Source organism: Clostridium sp. ATCC BAA-442 (assembly GCF_964239415.1).
GTDB lineage: Bacteria > Bacillota > Clostridia > Oscillospirales > Oscillospiraceae > Flavonifractor > Flavonifractor plautii.
The window spans coordinates 1-21,715 of sequence record NZ_CAXSQB010000029.1; the positions used below are offsets into that span (position 1 = coordinate 1).

The window sequence follows — 21,715 nt, forward strand, 5'->3', positions numbered from 1 at the left end:
GTGCCGCAGCTTAGCTGCGGCACACGCCCTTTTTGCATTTTGGAGAACTGATATGCGTCCAATGGTTTCCATGCAAAAGGTACGCAAATAAAGGATAACCTTCTGGAATGGGGCGGTGAAAACTGTGAATTTGTTTCTGAGAGCCATGTCGTTTATGATAAGTACAGAAATAGGGCTGTTCAGCGCTGTAAAACTGGAGAATTTAGACAGTATGGCAGCCACATAGGAGGGACGTTCTATGAGTGCAAACGCACACACCGCCGTAATGACCGACTTGGAGCAGCGGATTCAGGATGGCCGGCAGCTCTCCGCTCCGCGGCCGCGCATCAACAGGATCATGGAGGACCGCTTTTACGGCCAGAAGCCCCGGGTGGATATCCAGCGAGCGGTGCTCTTTACGCAGTCCATGATGCAGACGGAGGCCTATCCCCAGGTGCTCCGCACCGCGCTGGCCATCCAGTACATGATGGAGCACATAGAAGTGGTGATCCAGCCCCATGAGCTCATTGTCGGCACGGCCGGCGGTCCGGGCCGCTACTGTGTGCTATATCCTGAGACCCGGGGCGGCCAGTTCCCGCGTGATCTGCCCAAGATCCTCAAGGCGGAGGGCAAGGCGGGCTACGCCATGACCCAGGCGGAGGTGGATACCGTTCTCAACGAGGTGGTTCCGTACTGGAAGGGCAAGACCTCCCATGAGCTCTATCTGAACATGCTCCCTAGGGAGACCCGCAGGGTGATCTACGGCGACGAGGAGTATGCCACCCAGGGCCTCATCTTCGACGAGGCCAACAACGCCCACACACTGAGCTGGACCGGCTCCTATGAAAAGGTAATCAGGGAGGGCCTGGAGAGCATCATCCGCGAGCTGGAGGAGAAGAAGGCGGGCATCGAGGGCAACCTGCTGCACAACCAGATGGACAAGATCTACTATCTGGACGCCGCGATTCTCTCCTGCAAGGCCATGATTACATATGCCCACCGCTATGCGGACAGGGCCGAGGCGATGGCCGCGGAGGAGAGCGACCCGGTACGCCGGGCCGAGCTGGAGACCATTGCGGAGATTTGCCGCCATGTGCCCGAGCACCCCGCCCGGAACTTCTATGAGGCGGTGCAGGCCCAGTGGTTCCTCCAGGTGGGCTACCGGCTGGAGAACATGAACGGCGGCGGTGTGGGTTTGGGCCGCCTGGACCAGTATCTCTATCCCCTCTACAAGGCGGGCCTGGAGGACGGCACCCTCACGGAGGAGCGGGCCATGGAAATCCTGGAATGCATGTTTATCAAGGTGGGTGAGGTGGTCCCCTACCAGGGCAAGAGCACGGCGGGCGGCCACGAGGGCTACACCCACTTTGAGGCCCTTTCCCTGGGCGGCCTGACCCCCGACGGCCGGGACGCCACCAATCCACTGACCTACCTCATCCTCCGCTCCAAGAAGGAGTTCCCCTTCCAGTATCCCGATGTCAGCCTGCGGGTTCACGCCAATACCCCGGATAAGCTGCTCCGGGCCGCCGCCGAGGTGGTGAAGGTGGGATACGGCTGCCCCAAGTTCTTCAACGACGAGGAGTTTATCACCCACTACATCGCCGCCGGCGTGCCGCTGCACATTGCCCGCGACTATGCCGCCTGTGGCTGCTGCGGGGGCCGCCTGCCCGACTATGAGACTTACCTGGCTGCGGTGTGCAACCTGAACATCACCGCCGTCCTAGAGATGGCCATGAGCGACGGCTGGGTTCACTTTGGGGACGGGAAGTACGAGAAATTCCTGGATACGCCCATCCCTGCCGGACAGATTCAGAACATGGACGATCTGATGGTCAATCTGGAGGCGGCGTTTACCTTCTTTGTGCGCCACATCATGAAGCGTACCGGCACCCTGGAGCAGAGCAACGCCCTGAAGCTGGCCTGCCCGTTTACCTCCGCCCTCAGCGAGGCGGGGCGGATCAACATGAAGGATCTGCACCAGCCCTGTGACAGGGACTACGGCCTGTATATCGACAACGGTGCGGTGAATGTCATTGGCATCGGCACCCTGATCGAATCGCTCTCCGCCCTGGATGAGTTCGTATTCCGGGGCAGGGAATTCACCCTGGAGCAGGTCCGCCAGGCGGTAAACGCCAACTTTGAGGGCTATGAGCCCATGCGCCAGAAGCTGCTCAGCGCACCCAAGTTTGCCAACGGCGACCAGCACGCCCTGGAGCTGGCCCGGCGGTTTGACACCATGATGCAGAACGTCATTGTCCGCCACCGCACCATGCACGGCGGACAGAAGCACCTGAAGTTTGTGCCGGTGGCCTCCCACGTGGCCCTGGGCGGCAAGACCATTGCCACACCCAACGGACGCAGGGCGGGTGTGGCCCTGTCCGAGGGAATCTCCCCCACCCAGGGCACCGATGAAAACGGCCCCATCACCACGCTTAACGCCGTGGCGGCCATCAACAGCCATGCCCACGACCTGACGATGCAGCGCCTGCTGAACATCAAGCTGTCTCCCGCATTCCTGGAGGGGGAGAGCGGTATTCAGAACTTTATCCAGATCATCCGCACCTTTGTGGATCTGAAACTGTGGCACATTCAGTTCAACGTCGTCAACCGGGAGACCCTGCTGGCCGCGCAGAAGGACCCGGACAAATACCGCAACCTGGTGGTGCGTGTGGCAGGCTACTGCGCCTACTTCACCGACCTGAGTGAGAAGCTGCAGACGGAGATTATCAACCGTACCGAGCACACCAGCATGTGCACCGAATAAACCATCCGCAGGAGGGAGGTGGGGCGGCATGAGCCAATCCGCAGTGGGAACCATCTTCAATGTGCAGCGCTTCAGCCTCCACGACGGCCCCGGCATGCGGGACCTGATTTTTCTAAAGGGCTGCCCGCTCCGGTGCGAGTGGTGCGCCAATCCGGAGTCACAGCATGCGGAGCCTGAGTTGAGCTGCCGCCCTTCCAAATGCATCGGCTGCCGGGCCTGCACGGCTGCGTGCCCCACCGGGGCCGCCGCCGTGGCGGCAGGCGGCCGGATTCAGGTGGACCGCGCCGCCTGCCGGAGCTGCTTTGCCTGTGTCCGGGCCTGCTGCTCCGGCGCGCTGAGCCGGATCGGTGAAGAGCTTGACGCCAGGACCCTGGTGGAGCGGGTGATGGCCCAGCACATGAGCTGGCGCGCCGAAGGCGGTGTGACGCTCAGCGGAGGTGAGCCTCTGGCTCAGCCCGATTTTGCTGCCGAGCTGCTGCAACGGTTCCGGGAGGAGGGGGTGGGGACGGCCCTGGAGACCTGTGGATACGTGCCCTTTGAGGCGTTCCAGAAGGCCGCGCCCTTTTGCCAGCTTATCTTTTTTGATCTCAAATGTATGGCTTCGGAGGTACACAGGCGGTACACCGGGGTGGACAACCGGCGGATTCTGGACAACCTGATGGCGCTCTCCCGGGAATTCCCTGATTTGCCCCTCCGGGTGCGCACCCCTCTGATCCCCGGCGTCAACGACGGCCTGGAACAGTTGTCCGAAATCGTGCAGTTCCTGCGGAGGCTCCCATCGCTGGCCGACTACGAGCTGCTCCCCTATCACAACTGGGGGGAGGGAAAGTACCGCCAACTGGGCCGGAGCTATCCCCTGGCCGGACTGGAGCCGCCGGACAGGGGGGCGGTAAGGCGCCTCAACGACGAGCTGCGGGCTGAGTTGGGCCTGCGACCGGGACAGGAGTGATTTTCATGGATATCATTGATTTTCGTTACCGTCCGCCCTATGGCAGCTACCGGGAGACCATTATGTACCGGGATCTGGAGCGGGCAAAGCGCTGTTCCGAGGCGTTCGGTATGAACCAGTCCCCGGCTGTGGCTGCCAGGGATATGGAGGCATCTTTAACGGAAATGGACCGGGCGGGCATCGGCATGGCGGTGCTGGCCGGACGCAAGGTACTTCCTCACATCGGCGTTGTCGACAATCAAGACATTGTGGATCTGATCCACGCCTACCCCGGGCGGTTTACCGGCATGGCGGGGGTGGACCCCAGCGACGGGCCGGAGGCCATGGAGGAGCTGGAACGGTACGTCGTGGGCGAGGGCCTGCGGGGCATCGTCATGGAACCGGGACTGACCAAGACCCCCATGTTCGTGGAGGATGAACGGATTTTCCCGCTCTATGAGCGCTGCCAGGCGCTGGGTGTCCCCGTCATGCTCATGGTGGGCTCCAACTGCGGCCCGGACATCGAGTACTCCAAGCCGGAGCACGCCGAGCGGGTGGCCAAGGCGTTTCCCAAATTGAACATCATCCTCTCCCACGGAGGCTGGCCCTGGGTGACGGAGGCCATTCACGTGGCGTATCGCTATAAAAATGTCTATCTGCTGCCGGATTTGTACCAGTTCAACGGCCCGGGAAGCGGAGAGTACCTGGCTGCGGCGAACTATATCCTGCGGGATCAGATGCTCTTTGGTTCCGCCTACCCCTATGTCTCCCTGCGGGAGGCGGTGGACTACTTCCTGGAGGGGCGCCTGAGACCCGAGGCCCAGCCCGCTTTCCTGGCCGGCAACGCCCGCAGAATCTTGGAGCTGGAGCGTGTGTGAGTCCAGCCTGAGATAAATACAACTTTCAAGGGAGGTCTCAAATGTGAGTACGCAACTAAAAGCACAGCAAGGATTGACCAATCTCACTCCGATCAAGGTGATCCACATCCTGATATCCCTGGCAATCATGGTCTGTTTCAAGTTTGTCCCCGCCGCGGAGCCGCTGACCCCTCTCGGGGTGGAGGTGATCGGTATCTTTCTGGGGATGCTCTATGGCTGGCTGATCGCCAACGACTCCTTCTGGCCCAGCATTTTCGGCTTGCTTTTCCTGGGACTGAGCAGCTACTCCACCGTACCCGCCGTCCTGAGGGATGGCTTCGGCAATTCCACCGTCCTGCTGCTGTTCTTCTTCTTCGCCTTTACCAACATCATCAGCGCCGCCGGTATCACCGAGTATATCGCGCGCTGGATCGTCAGCCGCAAGGTTGTGCAGGGCAGGCCATATCTGCTGACCCTGATGATCTTCCTGGCCATGTGCGCGCTGGTCATCATGGTTTCCTGCGCTGCGGCCACCATGGTAATTTTCCCCCTGATCAAGGAGATCTGCCGCCTCTACGGCGTTAAGCCCGGCAGCAAGTGGGCCTCTATCACCCTGGTGGGCACAATCTGTGTGGGCTGCTCCTTCTACATGCTGCTGCCATTCAAGTCTCTGCCCGCTGTGGTGTTCTCCAGCTATACCCAGATGTCCGGCGGCGACTCCATCGCGCTTGTCCCCTATCTGGCGATCGTGGTCGTCATCACCGCTATTACCATGGCCCTGCTGCTGGTGCTGATGAAATTTGTCCTCCGGTGCGATGTCAGCGTAATTGCCTCCAGCAACAAATCCATGGAAGAGCTGCCCAAGCTGAGCCGGTATCAGAAATTTATCATGGTCTTCTTTGTGACTGTGATCGTCCTGCTGCTGTTCCCCTCCTTCGTGCCCAAGACCTTTATTGTCAGTACGGTGCTGAACAATGTGGGCGCCACCGGCATCCTGCTGGGCGCTGTCGGCGTCTATATTATGGTCAGTCTGAAGGAGGGCATGCCTGCCGTCCAACTGTTCTCCAAGAACATTGGCTGGTCCATCATCTTCATCCTGGCCGCCGCGCTGAGTATCGCCGATGCCATGGCCGCCGAGTCCACCGGAATCTCGGCCTGGCTGGTGGAGCTGATCACGCCGGTGGTCCAGGGCAAGAGCCCTCTCGTCCTCACCGCAGTAATGTGTGTTGTCGGTATGGCCCTCACCAACGTGGCTAATAACATCGCCACCGCAGCCATGCTGACGCCCATCGCCTACAGTGTGGGCATCGCCTGCGGCGCCAATCCGGCGGCACTGGCGGTCTGTGTGCTGCTGGCCACCAATATGGGTATGGCAACCCCGCCCGCCAGTGCTCCTGCGGCCATTGTCCACGGCGAAAAGGAGTGGATTCCCGGAAGTGACGCCGTGAAATACGGCCTTGTCTGCTGCGGCATCACCCTGGTTCTTATTCTGGCCGTGATCTTCCCCATGGCAAACGTCATGTTCTGATGCAGCAGGGTCTGGAGCATACGTGAAAAGCCCCCCCGGTATCCCAACAGGATACCGGCGGGGCTTTTCAACCTTTTTATTTGCAGGTGCAATCCTTGAAGTATCGCTTCAGCGCACACACCACCGACTGTTCCTCCCGAAGCAGGGACTTTCCTGATTGGTGGACCAGCAGGAAGGTGGCATGTCCGAAATCCAGTCCATGAACCATGACGGGCTGCACCGCTCCCTGGCTGACAAAATACTCGTACTGGGAGGTAAACCTGGGAAAGATAGCGGCGCACCTGTTCTGCGCCACATACTGCAAGATGGCGTCCTTGCTGTGGCAGCGGAATCCGGCCTCTCCACTGAAATAGTGTCCGAACAGAAGCCAGTTGTCGTCGTTTACGTGGGAATAGGTGCCAAGGGGCACCTGCGCAAGCATCTGAGGCGTGATTTCCCCTGTCAGAGCCAGGGGATGGCCGGAGCCGAGAAACAGGTATTCCGGGTCTTCAATCACCTCGCAGCAGTCCCAGCCGTTTTTGCGGATCCGCTCCAGGGTGGCGGTCGAGTCCGCCTGATTTTCCTTGCGGATCGGGAGCAGGCCGATGTGGACCCCGTTCTCCTCCATTTTGTGAATGATCTCGCTGCGCCGACATTCGTGGAGCAGCAGATTGATGTCGGGGTGCCGGTCCTTCAGGCAGGGGATAAACCCCGCGGAGAGAAAATTGCACATGGTGGTGGTGCTCTGTATGTGTACCTCCCGGGGAACCTCCTCCAGAGGGGTGGATTCCTGCCAGCCGTTCACCATTTGAAGAATGATCTTTACGTCCCCGTAAACCCACTTGCCATAGGCGGTGAGCTCGATGCCGCGGCTCGTCCGCCGCAGCAGTTGGTGCCCCAGCTCGTCCTCCAGGGCGTCGATCATCTTACTGACAGAGGGCTGGGTGGTGTAGAGCTCGTTAGCCGCTTTTGTGAAGGAGCTGTGCTGCACTACTTTATCGAATGCGATAAGCTGTTCGATGCGCATAGCGGAACCTCCCTTTTTCAGGCCGCACCGGGGCCCACAGTCAGATCGCCTCGGATATGGCATCCCCCATGTCGCTGCAGGAGAGCCGCTTGCCTCCCGGAGTCATAATGTCGCCGGTGCGGTATCCGTCGTCCAAAACCTTGACAATGGCCGCCTCAATCGCGTCGGCCTCGACGGTCATATGGAAGGAGAGGCGGAGCATCAGTGCCGCAGAGAGGATCTCGGCAATGGGATTGGCAATGTTCTGGCCGGCAATGTCCGGCGCTGAGCCGCCGGCGCACTCGTATAATCCCTTGCCCTCGCTCCCAATGTCGCCGGAGCCGGCAATACCCATGGAGCCGGCGGCACTGTTGGCCAGGTCGGACAGGATATCGCCGAACATATTTTCTGCCGCGATTACGTCAAAATACCCCGGCCTGCTCACCAGGCGGGCGGCGCAGCCGTCAATCAGCATGGTCTCATAGTGAACCTCAGGGTATTCCTCGGCCACCTTTTCATATACCGTCTGCCACAGCACGCCGGTCTCCATGGCGTTGGGCTTGTTTACCATCGTGACGTGCTTTTTGCGGCCCATGGCCAGGTCAAACGCGCAGTGGGCGTGCCGCTCGATCTGTGACCAGGTGTAGACGCACTCATCGCAGGCGGTCAGTTCGCCGCCGATCTCCTTCCTATACTTGCCCGCATAGAAGATACCCGCGGTATTCTCCCGCAGAACAATGAGATCCAGTTCCCGGGCCACCGTATCCTTGAGCGGAGAGGCCTGGATCAGTTGGGGATAGACCTTGGCCGGACGGATATTGGCAAAGAGCTCCATGCCACGCCGGAACGAAGCCAGGGCCTTCACTGCGGCCTCCTTACGGCTTGGGTATTTTTTGGTGCCGTTGGCGCCGGTGAAGGTGTATTTGCGGGGATCACCCACCGAGCCGAACAGGATGCTGTCGCAGGAACGCCCCAGCTCATAATCCTGCGGACGCAGGGCATCGCCGTAGGCCTCCAGACCGGCGACACCGCCGATTATATCATAATAATGGAACGTGTGCCCAAATTTCTGTGCGACCCGCTCCAATACCTTGATACTTTCGTTGACGACTTCCGGACCAATTCCATCCCCGCGCAGAACGGCAATTTTCTTTTCCATGGCAGGCACACTCCCAATCTTTATAAGAATATATACGATTTGTTTTGTGCAATTTCATTATACCAAAGCTTATCATGTGAGAGAAATTCCAAAACAAAAGGGTTACCTTCAGAAAAGTTATGGAGGGCTTTCGCTCCGGCGTATGCCCGAGCGAAAGCCAGGCCCCCCGCGGAGCAAAACGCTCCGGGGGCCTGGCTTGAGAGATGTAAAAAACCGTATGTTTATCAGCAGTATAAAAGGGCCGCCCGTTCCCGCCGGTCGATTTTCGCCTGAAAGCGCGCCATACATTCAGCGGGGAATCCTGGGGCCGATGAGTAAGACGACATCATTGCTCGCGGAGCAATCAATAGCTCATCTGCGGCATCAGGCTCTGCTGGGGCTGCACAGGTGAGGGTCCGGGCAGCGGACTCTTATCGGGGGGATGACGATGGCTGCACCGGAAGCTGGCGGCCGGTGTGGTCGATGGTGTAGTCCACGTTGTATTCCCCGGGGAGAATCAACTCGGAGATGGGGACAAAGGTGTAGCCCTCCTGTAGCAGGGTTTCGAGGATGGCGGGCAGGGCCTCGGGGGTATGGAGGGCGGCGTTGTGGAAGAGAACGATGGACCCGGGCTGGACCCGGCTCACCACCCGCTCCGTGATCTCCCCGGCGGGGAGATCCTTCCAGTCCAGACTGTCCACGTCCCACTGGATGGGCTCCATCCCGATGGAGCGGATGGACGTAATTACATTGTTGTCGTATTCTCCGTAGGGCGGGCGGATCAGGGTGGGGCGCACGCCGGTGACGGCCTCAATTTTGTCGTTGCAGGCCTCCACATCGGCGACGATCGCCTCGCTGGAGAGCTGAGACATGTGGGCGTGGGAGTTGGAGTGGTTCATCACCTCGTGGCCGGCGTCGTGGAGGGCCTTGACGGACTCCGGGTATTTGTCCACCCAGTCCCCCACCACGAAGAAGGTGGCCTTTACGTTGTATTTTCCAAGGATGTCGATGAGCTGCTGGGTGTCCTCGTTGCCCCAGGCGGCGTCAAAGGAGATGGCCAGCATCTTCTGGTCCCGCTGAACGCAGTAGATGGGAAGCTGCCGGTCGGTGGGGGGGGCCTCCGCCCCCCCCCACTGCCGGGGCGTTGACCAGGGCAAACATGGCCGCCGCCAGCAGGGCGCACGCCAGCACGGTCAGGGTCCGGCGCCGCAGGATCAAACACTTCATACAAAAATCCGCTCCCTTCTCAAATAGGCCGTTTTTTCATTTATATGTAAAGGAGCGTGAGCGCATGCCCTGGCGAAATCTTAACGCAATCTTTATATGAAAGTGAAAAAGGCAGCGAAATTCCAACAAAAGCTGTGATATAATATAATGTAAAATTTTATGCAGGGGAGGCGGGAACCATGACGGACCAGCGGCCGGATCCGGACGCACTGCTGCGGGAGCTCAAGCTGAAAGAGGAGACCAGGACGGGAAAGCTGAAGATATTCTTCGGTTATGCGGCGGGCGTGGGCAAGACCTACGCCATGCTGGAGGCCGCCCACCACGCCAAGGAGATGGGCGTGGACGTGGTGGCCGGGTACATCGAGCCGCACGTCCGGCCGGAAACCCTGGCTCTGCTGGACGGGCTGGAGCAGCTCCCCAACAAGGAGATCCCCTATAAGAATATCACGCTGCGGGAGTTTGATCTGGACGGGGCCCTGGCGCGGAAGCCCCCGCTCATCCTGGTGGATGAGCTGGCCCACACCAACGCCGCTGGGAGCCGGCACCGCAAGCGCTACCAGGATATCGAGGAGCTGCTGCGGGCAGGCATCAGCGTCTACACCACCGTCAACGTGCAGCACCTGGAGAGCCTCAATGACGTGGTGGCCTCCATCACCGGCATTGCGGTGGCGGAGCGGCTGCCCGACCGGATCTTTGACCGCGCCGACCAGGTTGAGGTAGTGGACATCGAGCCGGCGGATCTGCTGGAGCGGCTCAAGGAGGGCAAGATCTACCGGCCCAACCAGGCGGCCCGGGCCATGGACCACTTCTTCACCCTGAAGAATCTGGCCGCCCTGCGCGAGATCGCCCTGCGGCGCACCGCAGACCGGCTCAACCGGGCGGCGGACACCGGGGTGGGCACCAAGGCCAAGAGTAGCGAGCACATCCTGGTCTGCCTGTCCGGCGCGCCGTCCAACGCCAATGTCATCCGCACGGCGGCCCGCATGGCGGAGGCCTTCCGCAGCAGCTTCACCGCCCTATTCGTGGAGACCTCCGACTTCAAGGACATGAGCGACGACAACCGCAGCCGCCTGCGGGCCAACCTGCGCCTGGCGGAGGAGCTGGGGGCCCGCATCGCCACGGTGTACGGCGACGACACCCCCCTCCAGATCGCCGAGTACGCCCGGGCCAGCGGCGTGACTAAAATCGTCCTGGGCCGGAGCAATAACAAGCGCTTCTTTTGGGAGCGGAGCAAAAACCTGGTGGACCGGCTCAACGCCCTGGCCCCCGATCTGGACATCCACATCATCCCGGACACCTACCCCGCCTACCGGGCGCCGCGGAAGAGCTGGAACCTCAGCGAGCGGTTCACCGTCAAGGACGCGCTGCGCACCCTGGTGATCCTGGCGGTGTGCACGATGGTGGGCCTGGCCTTCGCCTATCTGGACTTCAGCGAGGCCAACATCATCATGATCTACCAGTTGGGCGTGCTGGTGGTGGCCATGGTCACCAGCGGGCGGCTCTATAGCCTGGCGGCCTCCATCCTGTCCATTCTTATCTTCAATTTCTTCTTTACCGTCCCGCTGTTCACGCTCCACTTCAACGACAAGAGCTATCTGGCCACCTTCCTGGTGATGTTCCTGGTGGCCTTCCTGAGCAGCTCGCTGACCACCCGCATCAAGCGGCAGGCGCGGCTGGCCTCCCGGCAGGCCTACCGCACCCAGGTGCTTCTGGAGGCCAGCCAGACCCTCCAGAAGGCGGAGGGCCAGGAGGCCATTCTGGAGGCCATGGCGGTACAACTGCGCAAGCTGCTGGAGCGGACGGCCCTGTACTACCCGGTGCTGCCCGACGGCACCCTGGGCCAGCCCCGGTTCTTCCCCGTGGAGCCCACCGTGGACACAGGGGCATACCTGGGCCCTGACGAGACGGCGGTGGCCTCCTGGGTGCAGAAGAACAACAAGCACGCCGGCGCCACCACCAACACCCTGCCCAACGCCAAGTGCCTCTATCTGGCGGTGCGGGGGGAGGGCAGCGCCCTGGCGGTGGCGGGTATTGCCATCGAGGAGGGCCGGGAGCCTGACGCCTTTGAGAAAAACCTGATGCTGGCCATCGTGGACGAGTGCGGCCTGGTGCTGGAGAAGGAGCTGCTGGGCCAGGAGAAGCACCGGGTGGAGGAGCAGGCCCAGCAGGAGGCCCTGCGGGCCAACCTGCTGCGGGCCATCTCCCACGATCTGCGCACCCCGCTGACCGCCATTTCGGGCAACGCGGGCATTCTCATGGAGAACGCCTCCGTGCTGGACGCGGCCAAGCGGCGGCAGCTCTACACCTCTATCTACGACGACTCCATGTGGCTGGCCAACCTGGTGGAGAACCTGCTCTCCGTCTCCCGCATTGAGAACGGCACCATACGTCTGAAGATGGAGCCGGAGCTGCTGGAGGAGGTGTTCCAGGAGGCCCTGACCCACCTGGACCGGAAGGCCAAGGAGCACACCATTACCGTGGAGCTGCCTGACGACATGCTTATGGCCAAAATGGACGCCCGCCTGATCGTGCAGGTGGTCATCAACATCGTCAACAACGCCATCAAATACACGCCCCCCGGCTCCCATGTCCAGGTGTCCGCCCGGAAGCGGGGAGAGAGCGTGGAGGTGCGCATCGCCGACGACGGCCCCGGCATCTCGGACGAGGCCAAGGCCAAGCTGTTCGACATGTTTTACACAGCCAACAACGCCCGGGGCGACGGGCGGCGGGGCCTGGGGCTGGGCCTGTCCCTGTGCCGCTCCATTGTGCAGGCCCACGGCGGCTCCATCACCGTGGAGGACAACTATCCCAAGGGCGCTATCTTCAGCTTTACACTACCACTTGCGGAGGTGAACACCGATGAACAAACCTCAAATCTTGATCATTGAAGACGACAACGCCATCGGCAACCTGATTTCCACCACCCTGGAGACCCAGCACTACCAGTACCGGCGGGCCAAAAACGGCGCCTCCGGCGTGCTGGAGGCGGCCTCCTGCCGGCCCGACGTGATCCTGCTGGATCTGGGCCTGCCCGACATGGACGGCGTGGACATCATCAAGAAGGTGCGCACCTGGAGCAACACCCCCATCATTGTCATCTCCGCCCGCAGCGAGGATCACGACAAGGTGGAGGCCCTGGATGCCGGGGCGGACGACTATCTGACCAAGCCCTTCTCGGTGGAGGAGCTGCTGGCCCGGCTGCGGGTGTCCCTGCGCCGGGTGCGCTACGACAGCGAGAAGGTGGACGAGGCGGCCAGCATCTACCAGAACGGCGGGCTGAAAATCGACTACGCCGCCGGCTGCACCTACCAGAACGGGAAGGAGATCCACCTGACCCCCATCGAGTACAAGCTGCTGTGCCTGCTGGCCCAGAACACCGGCAAGGTGCTCACCCACAACTACATTCTCAACAAGATCTGGAGCAGCGCCCTGCCCTCCGACACCCCCTCCCTGCGGGTGTTTATGGCCACGCTGCGCAAGAAGATCGAGCCCGATCCCAGCCACCCCCGGTACATCCAGACCCACATCGGCGTGGGCTACCGGATGATCCGCCAGCCCGACGAGGAGGCCGGGGCGGAGAGCGAGGCATGAGCGGGGGAGGAGAGGCCATGCTGTATCCCTACCGCCCCGCCGGGGAGCACCGGCTCCCTGGACTGCGGCCTGGGTGCGCGGCAGGCCCTGGGGCGCTGCTGGGCCTGATGCGGGATGTGGGACAGCTCTTTGACTGTGAGCCTGTGGTGCTCCAGCGGCCGGACAGCCCGGCGCTGCTGCTGTTCTACCCGGACACGGTGTTCCCGTGGCGGGATCTGGCGGAGGTGTGCGGCGGGGCGCTGGCGGGGCTGGCGGGGTTCTGGCCCGTGACGGTGTACGGCACCACCGCCCGGCGGGAGACCGGCGAGCTACGGGCCGCCGTGCGTGCGGACGGCGCCGCAGTTATCCGCCTGCGCTCGGTGTCCGGCCGGCCCTTTGACCAGCTCACCGGCCTGTGCCTGCGGGTGGAGATGGACACTCCGGCCCGGGCCGCCGCCTGGGCCGCCCTGTGCGCCGGGAGCGCCCGCGCCCGGTCCAGCGCCGCCCTGGAGCCCGCTCAGGCCGCCGCCCTGGGGGATGGCCTTCCGGTCCGCCGCCCCACGGGGAGCCGCTACGCCTACCTGGCCTGGGAGGAGGACGCCGGTGTGCTGGACGCGTTGGAGGCCCTCTCGGCCCGGCAGAAGGAGGCGCTGTGGCGCGGCTTCCTCCAGGACGGGACCCAGCCCATGGAATTCCAGTGGCTGTGGGACGCCTACCGGGAGGGGGCGGTGGACTCCCTGCTGGAGTGGGAGCTCACCCTCCAGCTCACCCTGGAAGCCCTGGGCTTCGCGGTGGTCAACGGGGCGGGCCGGTTTACCGTCACCGGGCCGGACGGTTCGGCGCGCAGCTTTGATCTGATCCGCGGCGGCCCGGCCGAAAAGCTGTTTCTGAAAATCCTGTTTCCCCTGGACAAGCGGGAATAAAAGATGTCCCCCGGAACCAATCGGTTCCGGGGGACGCTTTTGTATGGAAGAGGAAGATCAGGAGGTACTTACATCCAGTGCTCCTCGCCGTCATAGACACGGTAGCTGTGGGCGTTGGTGGCCTCCACAATGTCGTGGTAGGCCCAGTAGGAGGCGCTCACATCGGGGAACTGGCGCAGCTCGCCGGCGTGGTCGTCCACGTAGTCCTCGTCCGCCGCCCGGTCCAGCAGGCGGTTGGTGATGGCCGTCACCTCCGCCCGGGTGATGGTGGCCTCCGGCCGGAAGGTGCCGTCGGTGTAGCCGGTGATCCACCCGTACTGCACCGCCCCCACCACCTGGTCGTAGAACCAGTCGGAGGAGGTCACATCGGAGAAGGGATTCTCCCCGCCCTCGGGCAGGCGGGCAAAGCGCATGGCCATCACCGTGAACTCCGCCCGGGTGATGGTGCGCTCCGGGGCGAATTTCCCGCCGCCTACGCCTTCCACCATGCCCAGGGAGGCCAGGGTCTCCACCGCGCGGGCGTACCAGGCGTCGGCGGGCACGTCGGTGAAGCGGACCGCGGCGGACACCTCCTGGTCCAGCAGGAGGTTGTAGAACATCTGGGCCGCCTGGGCCCGGGGCATGTGGTCGTCGGGGCCGAAGAGGCCGGTTCCGTAGCCATTGAGGTAGGCCATATGGTCGGTGGTGTTGAGCCAGCGGTCCACGCCCGTATCCGGGGCCTTCTCCACGGCGCGGAACTCCGCCTCAATGGTGTGGTTCTTACGAACGGTTTCAAAGGTGTAACGGCTGACCGCGCCCACACTTTCGCCGTCCACCAGCACGTCGGCAATCTCATACCCGGCATCGGGGGTGATGCGGAAGGTCTTGTCGCTGCCGCGGCTCACCCGCACCCTGCCGTCCGGGCTGATCCCGCCGCCATGGCCCGCGCTGGCCTCAATGGTGTACCGGGCCGTGCCGGTGCTACCGCCGCCGTTATAGCTCCACTGCGCATAGAGGACGGCATCCTGGCCGGTGAGCTGGAAGGCGTCGCCGGCGGCATAATCCTCACCGCTGCCGTCCGCCTGGGTGTTCCACCCGGCAAAGCTGTAACCGGAGCGGGTGAAGGTGTTTTCCGCCACGGTGACGGTGCTCCACTTGTCGGCGCTCTGGTCGGCAGGGGCCGAGCCCTCGCCGCCGTTGGCGTTATAGGTCAGGGTGACGGTGCCCTCGTTGGCGTCGGGGACGTTGTTATTGTTGGTATCCTCACCGAAGGTCACGGAAATGGTGTGATCTTCCCGGACATCGGCGAAGGTGTAGGATTCCCACTTTTCCCAGGTGTCCATGCCGGGCAGCAGGTTGACCCCGTTGTTCACATAGGCATTGCCGTCGATGGTGACCCGGTCCACGGCATAGCCGGTGTCCGGAGTAAAATCAAACTTCTGGCTGTTCCCGGCCGGGACATAGACCTTGCCCTCCGGGGCGATGGAGCCGTTCTCACCCGCGGAGGAGGTGATGGAGGGATTCTGAGTGATGTCGGGCTTGCCGTCGTCATTGGTATCCCAGCCCCAGACGGCGTAAACAGTGATATCAGAGTTGGTGAAGGTCACCTGCTCCACAACACCGGCGGGCATGGTGTCACCCTGCGAGAGAATGCGGTCAATCTGTGTCTTGGACCAGCCCACGAAACGGGCCGTTCCCTTGTCGCTGGTTGTAGTTCCGGTGAGGCTGAGGCCGCTTCCATCGGCCAGGGCAACCGTATTGCCCTTGACATAAGTGCCGCTGTCGGTGGGCAGAACCCCCTGCAAGGTGCCGCTCTCCAGCTCGTTTTCGGCGTAGGTCAGCGTGTACTTGCCGGTCTCGTTCACGTCCGGCACGCCGTCGCCATTGGTATCCACGCCCCAGGCGGCGTAAACCGTCGTGTCGCCGTTGATGTCTACGTTGGCAACAGTGGTGGGCGCTGTATCGCTGGCGGTGTAGATCTTGTTTCCAGTGGTGTCCGCTGTCCATCCAATAAACAACACATCCACGCCGTCCTGCTGATCGTGAGTGGGGGCGGGGGACTGCTTCAAGGTGTAGCCGGTCTGGGTGTCCAGCAGCTCCGTTCCGGGGCCGCCGCTGCCGCCGTTGGGATCATAGGTCAGAACATGGAGATTTTTGCTGTTGACCGTAACGGTGCCGGTGAAGTCTTCGTAGTTGGTGCTGGAAATTGTAATTGCTATGTCTGCAACCTTTGTTTCTTCATCAGACTCCACGGCGTTGACGGGCAGGCGCAGGACACCGGCATTTACCCTGACAGCGTCAGTGGTAAAGTATCCCTCTTTGGCTATTGTAATATTACCCGACTTATAGGAGATGTTTCCCAAGCCATCCAGTCCAGCAGTCAACTGGGAGAGGGGATAGGTATACGTCCTGGCGGCCCGGTTGGCGATGGTCAAGGCGCCGGGATTGGCAGAAATCTGATTCTGGCCGGGATCAGCTTTGGTAACGACCACCGGCTTACTTGCTTGGGCTGGACGCAGAACGTAGTGCATGGCCCGGTCGCCGGTCAGCTCGTAAGAAAGGGTGACCGACCGATTGCCGGCGTTTGCATTGCTCAGTGTTCCGGTGGCGGTCACATCCACATCATCGCTGCCTACAATGTCAGCTTGGGTCAGTTCGGCATCGACTGTAACCGACGCATGTCCATCATAGGGCCACGTATACGGACTGGAGTGACCGTTCAGCTTCACGGTGCTGTCATCCACGGAAATCGGCTTTTGAGCCACAGATACGGTGACGGTACCGCTGGGGGGGGCATAGCCGCCGTCTCCGCCTTGTTCCGCCACGCTGGCGGTAATGACAGCGGTTCCGCTGCCGGTGATGGTAACCTCACCACTCGGGGCTACTGTTACCACATCTTCATTGTTGCTAGTAAAGGTAACTAGACTATCAGGAGAAATAGGGCTATCATCCTTTTGAAGTTCGACAGTTAGAGTGAAGTTTTCATCCCCATAGGTCTTGTTGATGGTACCATTTGTAACAACCTCATCTCCCTGCCGGATCACAACCGGATAAATGGGCAGATTGGTAATCGTGATGGTCAGTGTCCCGGACTTGGACTCTGGCGCAAAATTGGAATCACTGTGGCTGAAAACCCAATAGAGGGGTACCTCTTCGCCGGCGGATGTATTCTGAAGGGAGGTATCGGTCACCGCTTGCGAATGTTGCCCATCCATATACCAAGTCAGGTTCCCAGCCCTCAGGCCGGTCAGGTTATCTTGAATCGACGGGTCAATGGAAATGGTGGCAGGGGGCAGCTTGGACAGGAGCTGCGTTTCACCATGCGCCACTGTCCACTTCCCGTCGGACACGTTAATGCTATAAGCGGCCGGTTGAATGACAAAGGTCTTGGAGGCGCTGCCCGCCAGCAGGTCGCCGGCACCAGTGGAGGTAACAACGGCCTTGGCAGTCTCTCCGGCGTTTGTGGCATCTGTGTAAGTTACGGTATAGTCCGCCGGATTCCCATAGGTATGGGAATAGCCCCACAGATTTAATGTAACGCTTACCTCGGGGCTCTGCTCCGTGCCGTTGTAGGTCAGGTCCTCCGCGCCGGACAGGGCAATCAGCATATCCTCCGGGGGCAGTTTGACGGTGCCGGTGCATTCCAGTGTACCGCTGCCATCTGTCTGGTCAAGACCTTCCCGCAGAATCAGGGTGCTTCCCTCGTCTACGGTGACGGTGCCGTTATTGGTCAGTTTGCCGTCCTGGCCGATTTCCAGAGTGGCGTAGGCGTAGTTTCGGTCATTCTGGACGACCCGCAGCTCGGTGCCGCTTTCCACCACAAGCGGATAGTCAATCACCGGTTCACCCCAGACCTGGATATTGGCCTCTGTGTCATTCAGGTGAACCGTACCGTCCTCACCCACCGTCGCGCTCGTATTACTGCCCTCATAGCTGATAAAAATACCGTCCCAGTCAGCGAAGCCGGAGGGGGCCCCAATGCCGTCCGGGGCCACGATGACGGCGTTTCCGCCCGTGCCGGTGGTGAAGGCTCCGTTGTCGCTTGTACCGATAGCACGGTTGCCGCGGCCGATGCTGGTGGAGTCCGCACCGCCCTCGGCGTATACCACACCGCCGTTGATGGTGACGGTTCCGCTATAGTTTGCGTTCTCACCGGAGCCGATGCCCGCGCCGCCGGTACTGCCGCTTGACCCACCGATGGCCGTGACGTATCCGCCGTTGATGGTAACATTGCCGGTTACAGTCCCGCTGCCGACCTCGTAGCCGCCGCCGATGCCCGCGCCGCCTCCGGAGCCTCGGGCAATGATGGTACCACCGTTGATGGTGATATTGCCAAAATTACTGCTGGCGCCATATCCACCGCCGATTCCGGCCGCCCCCAAACCGATGGATGCCCCGCCGGCGGAGGCCTCGAGTAATCCGTTTCCTTCAAAGGTAACGGAGGAACCGGACTCCACCCAGATGGCAGGATGATTCCGGTAACCTCTGAGAGTGTTGTTGCCCTCCAATATAAAGGTGACATCTGCGTTACCAGTTATATCAATAGCAGATTTCTCAACGCCCGGTGAGTCAATAGTAAGATTACTAAGCGTAATTGTATGGGTTCCGCCATCAATGGTCTGATTCCTCCTGTTCCCACTCCAGGTCTCTTCGCTTTCACTAAAAGCTAGAGAAGTTGAAGGAAGAATAGATAGTAACATACATAAAGATAATAATGCGGCAAACCACCGTTTTTTTTGATGTCTCATGGTGTATCCTCCTTTTTGTAAATGTCTAACCTTTTTAAACGAGGATACAACATTTTGCGATAGGAAGATTTAGGAAATAAATTTGTAAAATATATTAATAGCCTGTTGCAATTTTCCTGCAAAAATGATATATTTACTAAACATCCACATGTTTGATAATGTAGACATTTAAAAACACGATGTCCGCTTCTGCGGGCATTTTTTATGCGCGGCCGGTCGGGGCGGGGACGGCTGGAGCAAAATGAAGCCAGTTGGCACTTCCGTGCGCCCAAAGTGGCGAAAATTGAGCAAAAGAGAAAGAAAACCGACGGGTATCTCTTGCAATCTTTTGGCAAAATGGTATAATGTCTCCGGTTACTGTATTTGAGTATAGTAGTGCAACGTAAATCTAGGAGGAATGACAAATGGCCAACACGCATAAGTATGTCTATTTGTTCTCAGAGGGCAACGGCTCCATGCGGGAGCTGCTGGGCGGCAAGGGCGCCAACCTGGCTGAGATGACCAATCTGGGTATGCCCGTGCCCCAGGGCTTCACCGTCACCACCGAGGCCTGCACCCAGTATTATAACGACGGCCGCCAGATCAACGCGGACATCCAGGCCCAGATCTACGAGTACCTGGGCAAGATGGAGGCCATCTGCGGCAAGAAGTTCGCCGATCCCGAGAACCCCCTGCTGGTTTCCGTGCGCTCCGGCGCCCGCGCCTCCATGCCCGGCATGATGGACACCATCCTCAACCTGGGCCTGAACGACACCGTGGTGGAGGGCCTGGCCAAGTTCACCAACAACCCCCGCTTCGCCTACGACTCCTACCGCCGGTTCATCCAGATGTTCTCCGACGTGGTGATGGAGCTGAGCAAGAAGCGCTTTGAGGAGATTATCGACGACGTCAAGGCCAAAAAGGGCGTCAAGCAGGACGTGGAGCTGGACACCGAGGACATGAAGAACCTGGTGGTTCTGTTCAAGGAGTTCTACAAGAAGGAGAAGGGCGAGGACTTCCCCCAGGATCCCAAGGTCCAGCTCATGGAGGCCGTCAAGGCCGTGTTCCGCTCCTGGGACAACCCCCGCGCCAACGTCTACCGCCGCATGAACGAGATCCCCTACGACTGGGGCACCGCCGTCAACGTCCAGTCCATGGTGTTCGGCAACTCCGGCGACAACTCCGGCACCGGCGTGGCCTTCACCCGCAACCCCGCCACCGGCGAGAAGGCCCTGTTCGGCGAGTACCTGATCAACGCCCAGGGCGAGGACGTGGTGGCCGGCGTGCGCACCCCTTCCCCCATCTCCAAGCTGCATGAGGAGATGCCCGCGGTGTACGAGCAGTTCGCCGCCATCGCCGACCGCCTGGAGAAGCACTACAAGGACATGCAGGACATGGAGTTCACCATTGAGAACGGCAAGCTCTATATGCTGCAGACCCGCAACGGCAAGCGCACCGCCGCCGCCGCCCTGAAGGTGGCCGTGGATCTGGTGGACGAGGGTATGATCGACGAGAAGGAGGCCGTGTGCCGCGTCGATCCCAAGCAGCTCGACGCCCTGCTGCACCCCACCTTTGACGCCGAGGCCCTGAAGAAGGCCCAGGTCGTGGGCAAGGGCCTGGCCGCCTCCCCCGGCGCCGCCTGCGGCCGCGTGGTGTTCACCGCCGAGGAGGCCAAGGAGTGGCACGAGCGGGGCGAGAAGGTCATCCTGGTCCGCCTGGAGACCTCTCCCGAGGACATCGAGGGCATGCAGGTCTCCCAGGGCATCCTGACCGTCCGCGGCGGCATGACCTCTCACGCCGCCGTGGTGGCCCGCGGCATGGGCACCTGCTGCGTGTCCGGCTGCGGCGACATCGTGGTGGACTATGAGAACAAGAAGTTCACCCTGGCCGGCAAGGAGTACCACGAGGGCGACTGGATCTCCCTGGACGGCTCCACCGGCAACATCTACGGCGAGGCCGTGGCCACCGTGCCCGCCGACCCCGGCTCCGGCTACTTCGGCCGCCTGATGGGCTGGGCGGACAAGTACCGTCAGCTCATGGTCTACACCAACGCCGACACCCCCCGCGACGCCGCCCAGGGCCGCGCTTTCGGCGCCCAGGGCATTGGCCTGTGCCGCACCGAGCATATGTTCTTTGAGGGCGAGCGCATCAAGGCCATGCGCGAGATGATCGTCGCCGACAACACCGAGGACCGCAAGAAGGCCCTGGCCAAGATCATGCCCTACCAGCAGGGCGACTTCGAGGGCCTGTACGAGGCCATGGAGGGCTGCCCGGTTGTCATTCGCTTCCTGGATCCCCCGCTGCACGAGTTCCTGCCCACCAAGGAGGAGGACATCAAGGAGATCGCCGGCGAGATCGGCGTCACCGTAGAGCGCCTGCACGAGGTCATCGCCTCCCTGCACGAGTTTAACCCCATGATGGGCCACCGCGGCTGCCGTCTGGCCGTCTCCTATCCGGAGATCGCCGAGATGCAGACCACCGCCGTTATCAACGCCGCCATCAACGTCCAGAAGAAGCACCCCGACTGGAAGATGGTGCCCGAGATCATGATCCCCCTGGTGGGCGAGGTCAAGGAGCTCAAGTACGTCAAGGACGTGGTGGTCGCCACCGCCGACAAGATCATCAAGGACGCCGGTATCGACATGAAGTATGAGGTCGGCACCATGATCGAGATCCCCCGCGCCGCCCTGACTGCCGACGAGATCGCCAAGGAGGCCGAGTTCTTCTCCTTCGGCACCAACGACCTGACCCAGATGACCTTCGGCTTCTCCCGCGACGACGCCGGCAAGTTCCTGAGCTACTACTACGACAAGAAGATCTATGAGTCCGATCCCTTCGCCCACCTGGATCAGAACGGCGTAGGCAAGCTGGTGGCCATGGCCGCCAAGCTGGGCAAGGAGACCCGCCCCGACATCCACCTGGGTATCTGCGGCGAGCACGGCGGCGACCCCACCTCCGTGGAGTTCTGCCACAAGGTTGGCCTGAACTATGTGTCCTGCTCCCCCTACCGCGTGCCCATCGCCCGTCTGGCTGCCGCCCAGGCCGCCATCAAGAACCCCCGCTAAAGGCGAGCAATTTATAAAGCAAACAGGAGCGGCGCCCAAATGGGC

12 protein-coding genes are annotated in these 21,715 nt (G+C 61.3%); 8 read left to right on the top strand and 4 right to left on the bottom strand.

Features of this window, described 5'->3' with window-relative positions; translation table 11 throughout:
• Positions 1-238 precede the first annotated feature (238 nt).
• Genes ACESY8_RS12580 through ACESY8_RS12595 form a run of 4 tightly spaced genes read left to right on the top strand, consistent with a single transcriptional unit; the run spans position 239 to position 6,056 of the window.
• On the top strand, positions 239-2,743 hold the full coding sequence (locus ACESY8_RS12580; RefSeq protein WP_204682447.1) for a glycyl radical protein: 2,505 nt from the start codon (positions 239-241) through the stop codon (positions 2,741-2,743).
• Between the two features lie 28 nt (positions 2,744-2,771).
• Positions 2,772-3,692, top strand: a complete 921-nt coding sequence (locus ACESY8_RS12585) for a glycyl-radical enzyme activating protein (protein ID WP_204682449.1) — start codon at positions 2,772-2,774, stop codon at positions 3,690-3,692.
• Positions 3,693-3,697: 5 nt separating this feature from the next.
• Positions 3,698-4,549, top strand: coding sequence for an amidohydrolase family protein (locus tag ACESY8_RS12590; RefSeq protein ID WP_024724793.1), 852 nt, complete (start codon positions 3,698-3,700; stop codon positions 4,547-4,549).
• 43 nt (positions 4,550-4,592) lie between these two features.
• Positions 4,593-6,056 (top strand): SLC13 family permease, encoded by a 1,464-nt coding sequence (locus ACESY8_RS12595; RefSeq protein WP_131971539.1) that lies wholly within the window; start codon positions 4,593-4,595, stop codon positions 6,054-6,056.
• Positions 6,057-6,132: 76 nt separating this feature from the next.
• On the opposite strand, the gene ACESY8_RS12600 is transcribed toward ACESY8_RS12595, so the two are convergent.
• The 3 genes from ACESY8_RS12600 to ACESY8_RS12610 all read right to left on the bottom strand — a co-directional run bounded on the left by ACESY8_RS12600 (position 6,133) and on the right by ACESY8_RS12610 (position 9,336).
• A complete protein-coding gene (locus ACESY8_RS12600) occupies positions 6,133-7,062 on the bottom strand; it encodes a LysR family transcriptional regulator (protein ID WP_007489225.1) in 930 nt (309 codons plus the stop codon).
• A 40-nt stretch (positions 7,063-7,102) separates the two neighbouring features.
• Positions 7,103-8,200, bottom strand: coding sequence for a 3-isopropylmalate dehydrogenase (leuB, locus tag ACESY8_RS12605; protein ID WP_195307437.1), 1,098 nt, complete (start codon positions 8,198-8,200; stop codon positions 7,103-7,105).
• Positions 8,201-8,610: 410 nt separating this feature from the next.
• The gene (locus ACESY8_RS12610) at positions 8,611-9,336 is read right to left on the bottom strand and encodes a polysaccharide deacetylase family protein (RefSeq protein WP_498794759.1); all 726 of its coding nucleotides are present in this window, start codon (positions 9,334-9,336) and stop codon (positions 8,611-8,613) included.
• Between the two features lie 249 nt (positions 9,337-9,585).
• Between ACESY8_RS12610 and ACESY8_RS12615 the strand changes: the two genes are divergently transcribed.
• From ACESY8_RS12615 to ACESY8_RS12625, 3 genes are read left to right on the top strand one after another with little or no spacing between them, the layout of a single operon-like run.
• Entirely contained in the window at positions 9,586-12,294 is a 2,709-nt protein-coding gene (locus tag ACESY8_RS12615; RefSeq protein ID WP_498794760.1) for an ATP-binding protein, read from the top strand.
• Positions 12,266-12,997 carry a response regulator gene (locus ACESY8_RS12620; protein WP_021631971.1) on the top strand — a complete coding sequence of 244 codons (732 nt, stop codon included), beginning with the start codon at positions 12,266-12,268 and terminating at the stop codon, positions 12,995-12,997. Before ACESY8_RS12615 ends, ACESY8_RS12620 begins: the two co-directional genes overlap by 29 nt.
• A complete protein-coding gene (locus tag ACESY8_RS12625; protein WP_054339542.1) occupies positions 12,994-13,899 on the top strand; it encodes a hypothetical protein in 906 nt (301 codons plus the stop codon). The genes ACESY8_RS12620 and ACESY8_RS12625 overlap by 4 nt, the downstream gene beginning before the upstream one ends.
• A 68-nt stretch (positions 13,900-13,967) precedes the next feature.
• Here ACESY8_RS12625 and ACESY8_RS12630 read toward each other — a convergent pair whose 3' ends face one another.
• The gene (locus ACESY8_RS12630; RefSeq protein ID WP_498794761.1) at positions 13,968-18,386 is read right to left on the bottom strand and encodes an S-layer homology domain-containing protein; all 4,419 of its coding nucleotides are present in this window, start codon (positions 18,384-18,386) and stop codon (positions 13,968-13,970) included.
• Positions 18,387-19,030: 644 nt separating this feature from the next.
• Between ACESY8_RS12630 and ppdK the strand changes: the two genes are divergently transcribed.
• A complete protein-coding gene (ppdK, locus tag ACESY8_RS12635; RefSeq protein WP_007491586.1) occupies positions 19,031-21,670 on the top strand; it encodes a pyruvate, phosphate dikinase in 2,640 nt (879 codons plus the stop codon).
• Positions 21,671-21,715: the final 45 nt, after the last annotated feature.

Bases quoted from the DNA above. Each gene is read 5' to 3' on its own strand.
- ACESY8_RS12585 (WP_204682449.1), top strand. From the start codon at position 2,772: ATGAGCCAATCCGCAGTGGGAACCATCTTCAATGTGCAGCGCTTCAGC.
- ACESY8_RS12620 (WP_021631971.1), top strand. From the start codon at position 12,266: ATGAACAAACCTCAAATCTTGATCATTGAAGACGACAACGCCATCGGC.
- ACESY8_RS12600 (WP_007489225.1), bottom strand. From the start codon at position 7,062: ATGCGCATCGAACAGCTTATCGCATTCGATAAAGTAGTGCAGCACAGC.
- ACESY8_RS12615 (WP_498794760.1), top strand. From the start codon at position 9,586: ATGACGGACCAGCGGCCGGATCCGGACGCACTGCTGCGGGAGCTCAAG.
- ACESY8_RS12580 (WP_204682447.1), top strand. From the start codon at position 239: ATGAGTGCAAACGCACACACCGCCGTAATGACCGACTTGGAGCAGCGG.
- ACESY8_RS12625 (WP_054339542.1), top strand. From the start codon at position 12,994: ATGAGCGGGGGAGGAGAGGCCATGCTGTATCCCTACCGCCCCGCCGGG.
- ACESY8_RS12590 (WP_024724793.1), top strand. From the start codon at position 3,698: ATGGATATCATTGATTTTCGTTACCGTCCGCCCTATGGCAGCTACCGG.
- ppdK (WP_007491586.1), top strand. From the start codon at position 19,031: ATGGCCAACACGCATAAGTATGTCTATTTGTTCTCAGAGGGCAACGGC.
- leuB (WP_195307437.1), bottom strand. From the start codon at position 8,200: ATGGAAAAGAAAATTGCCGTTCTGCGCGGGGATGGAATTGGTCCGGAA.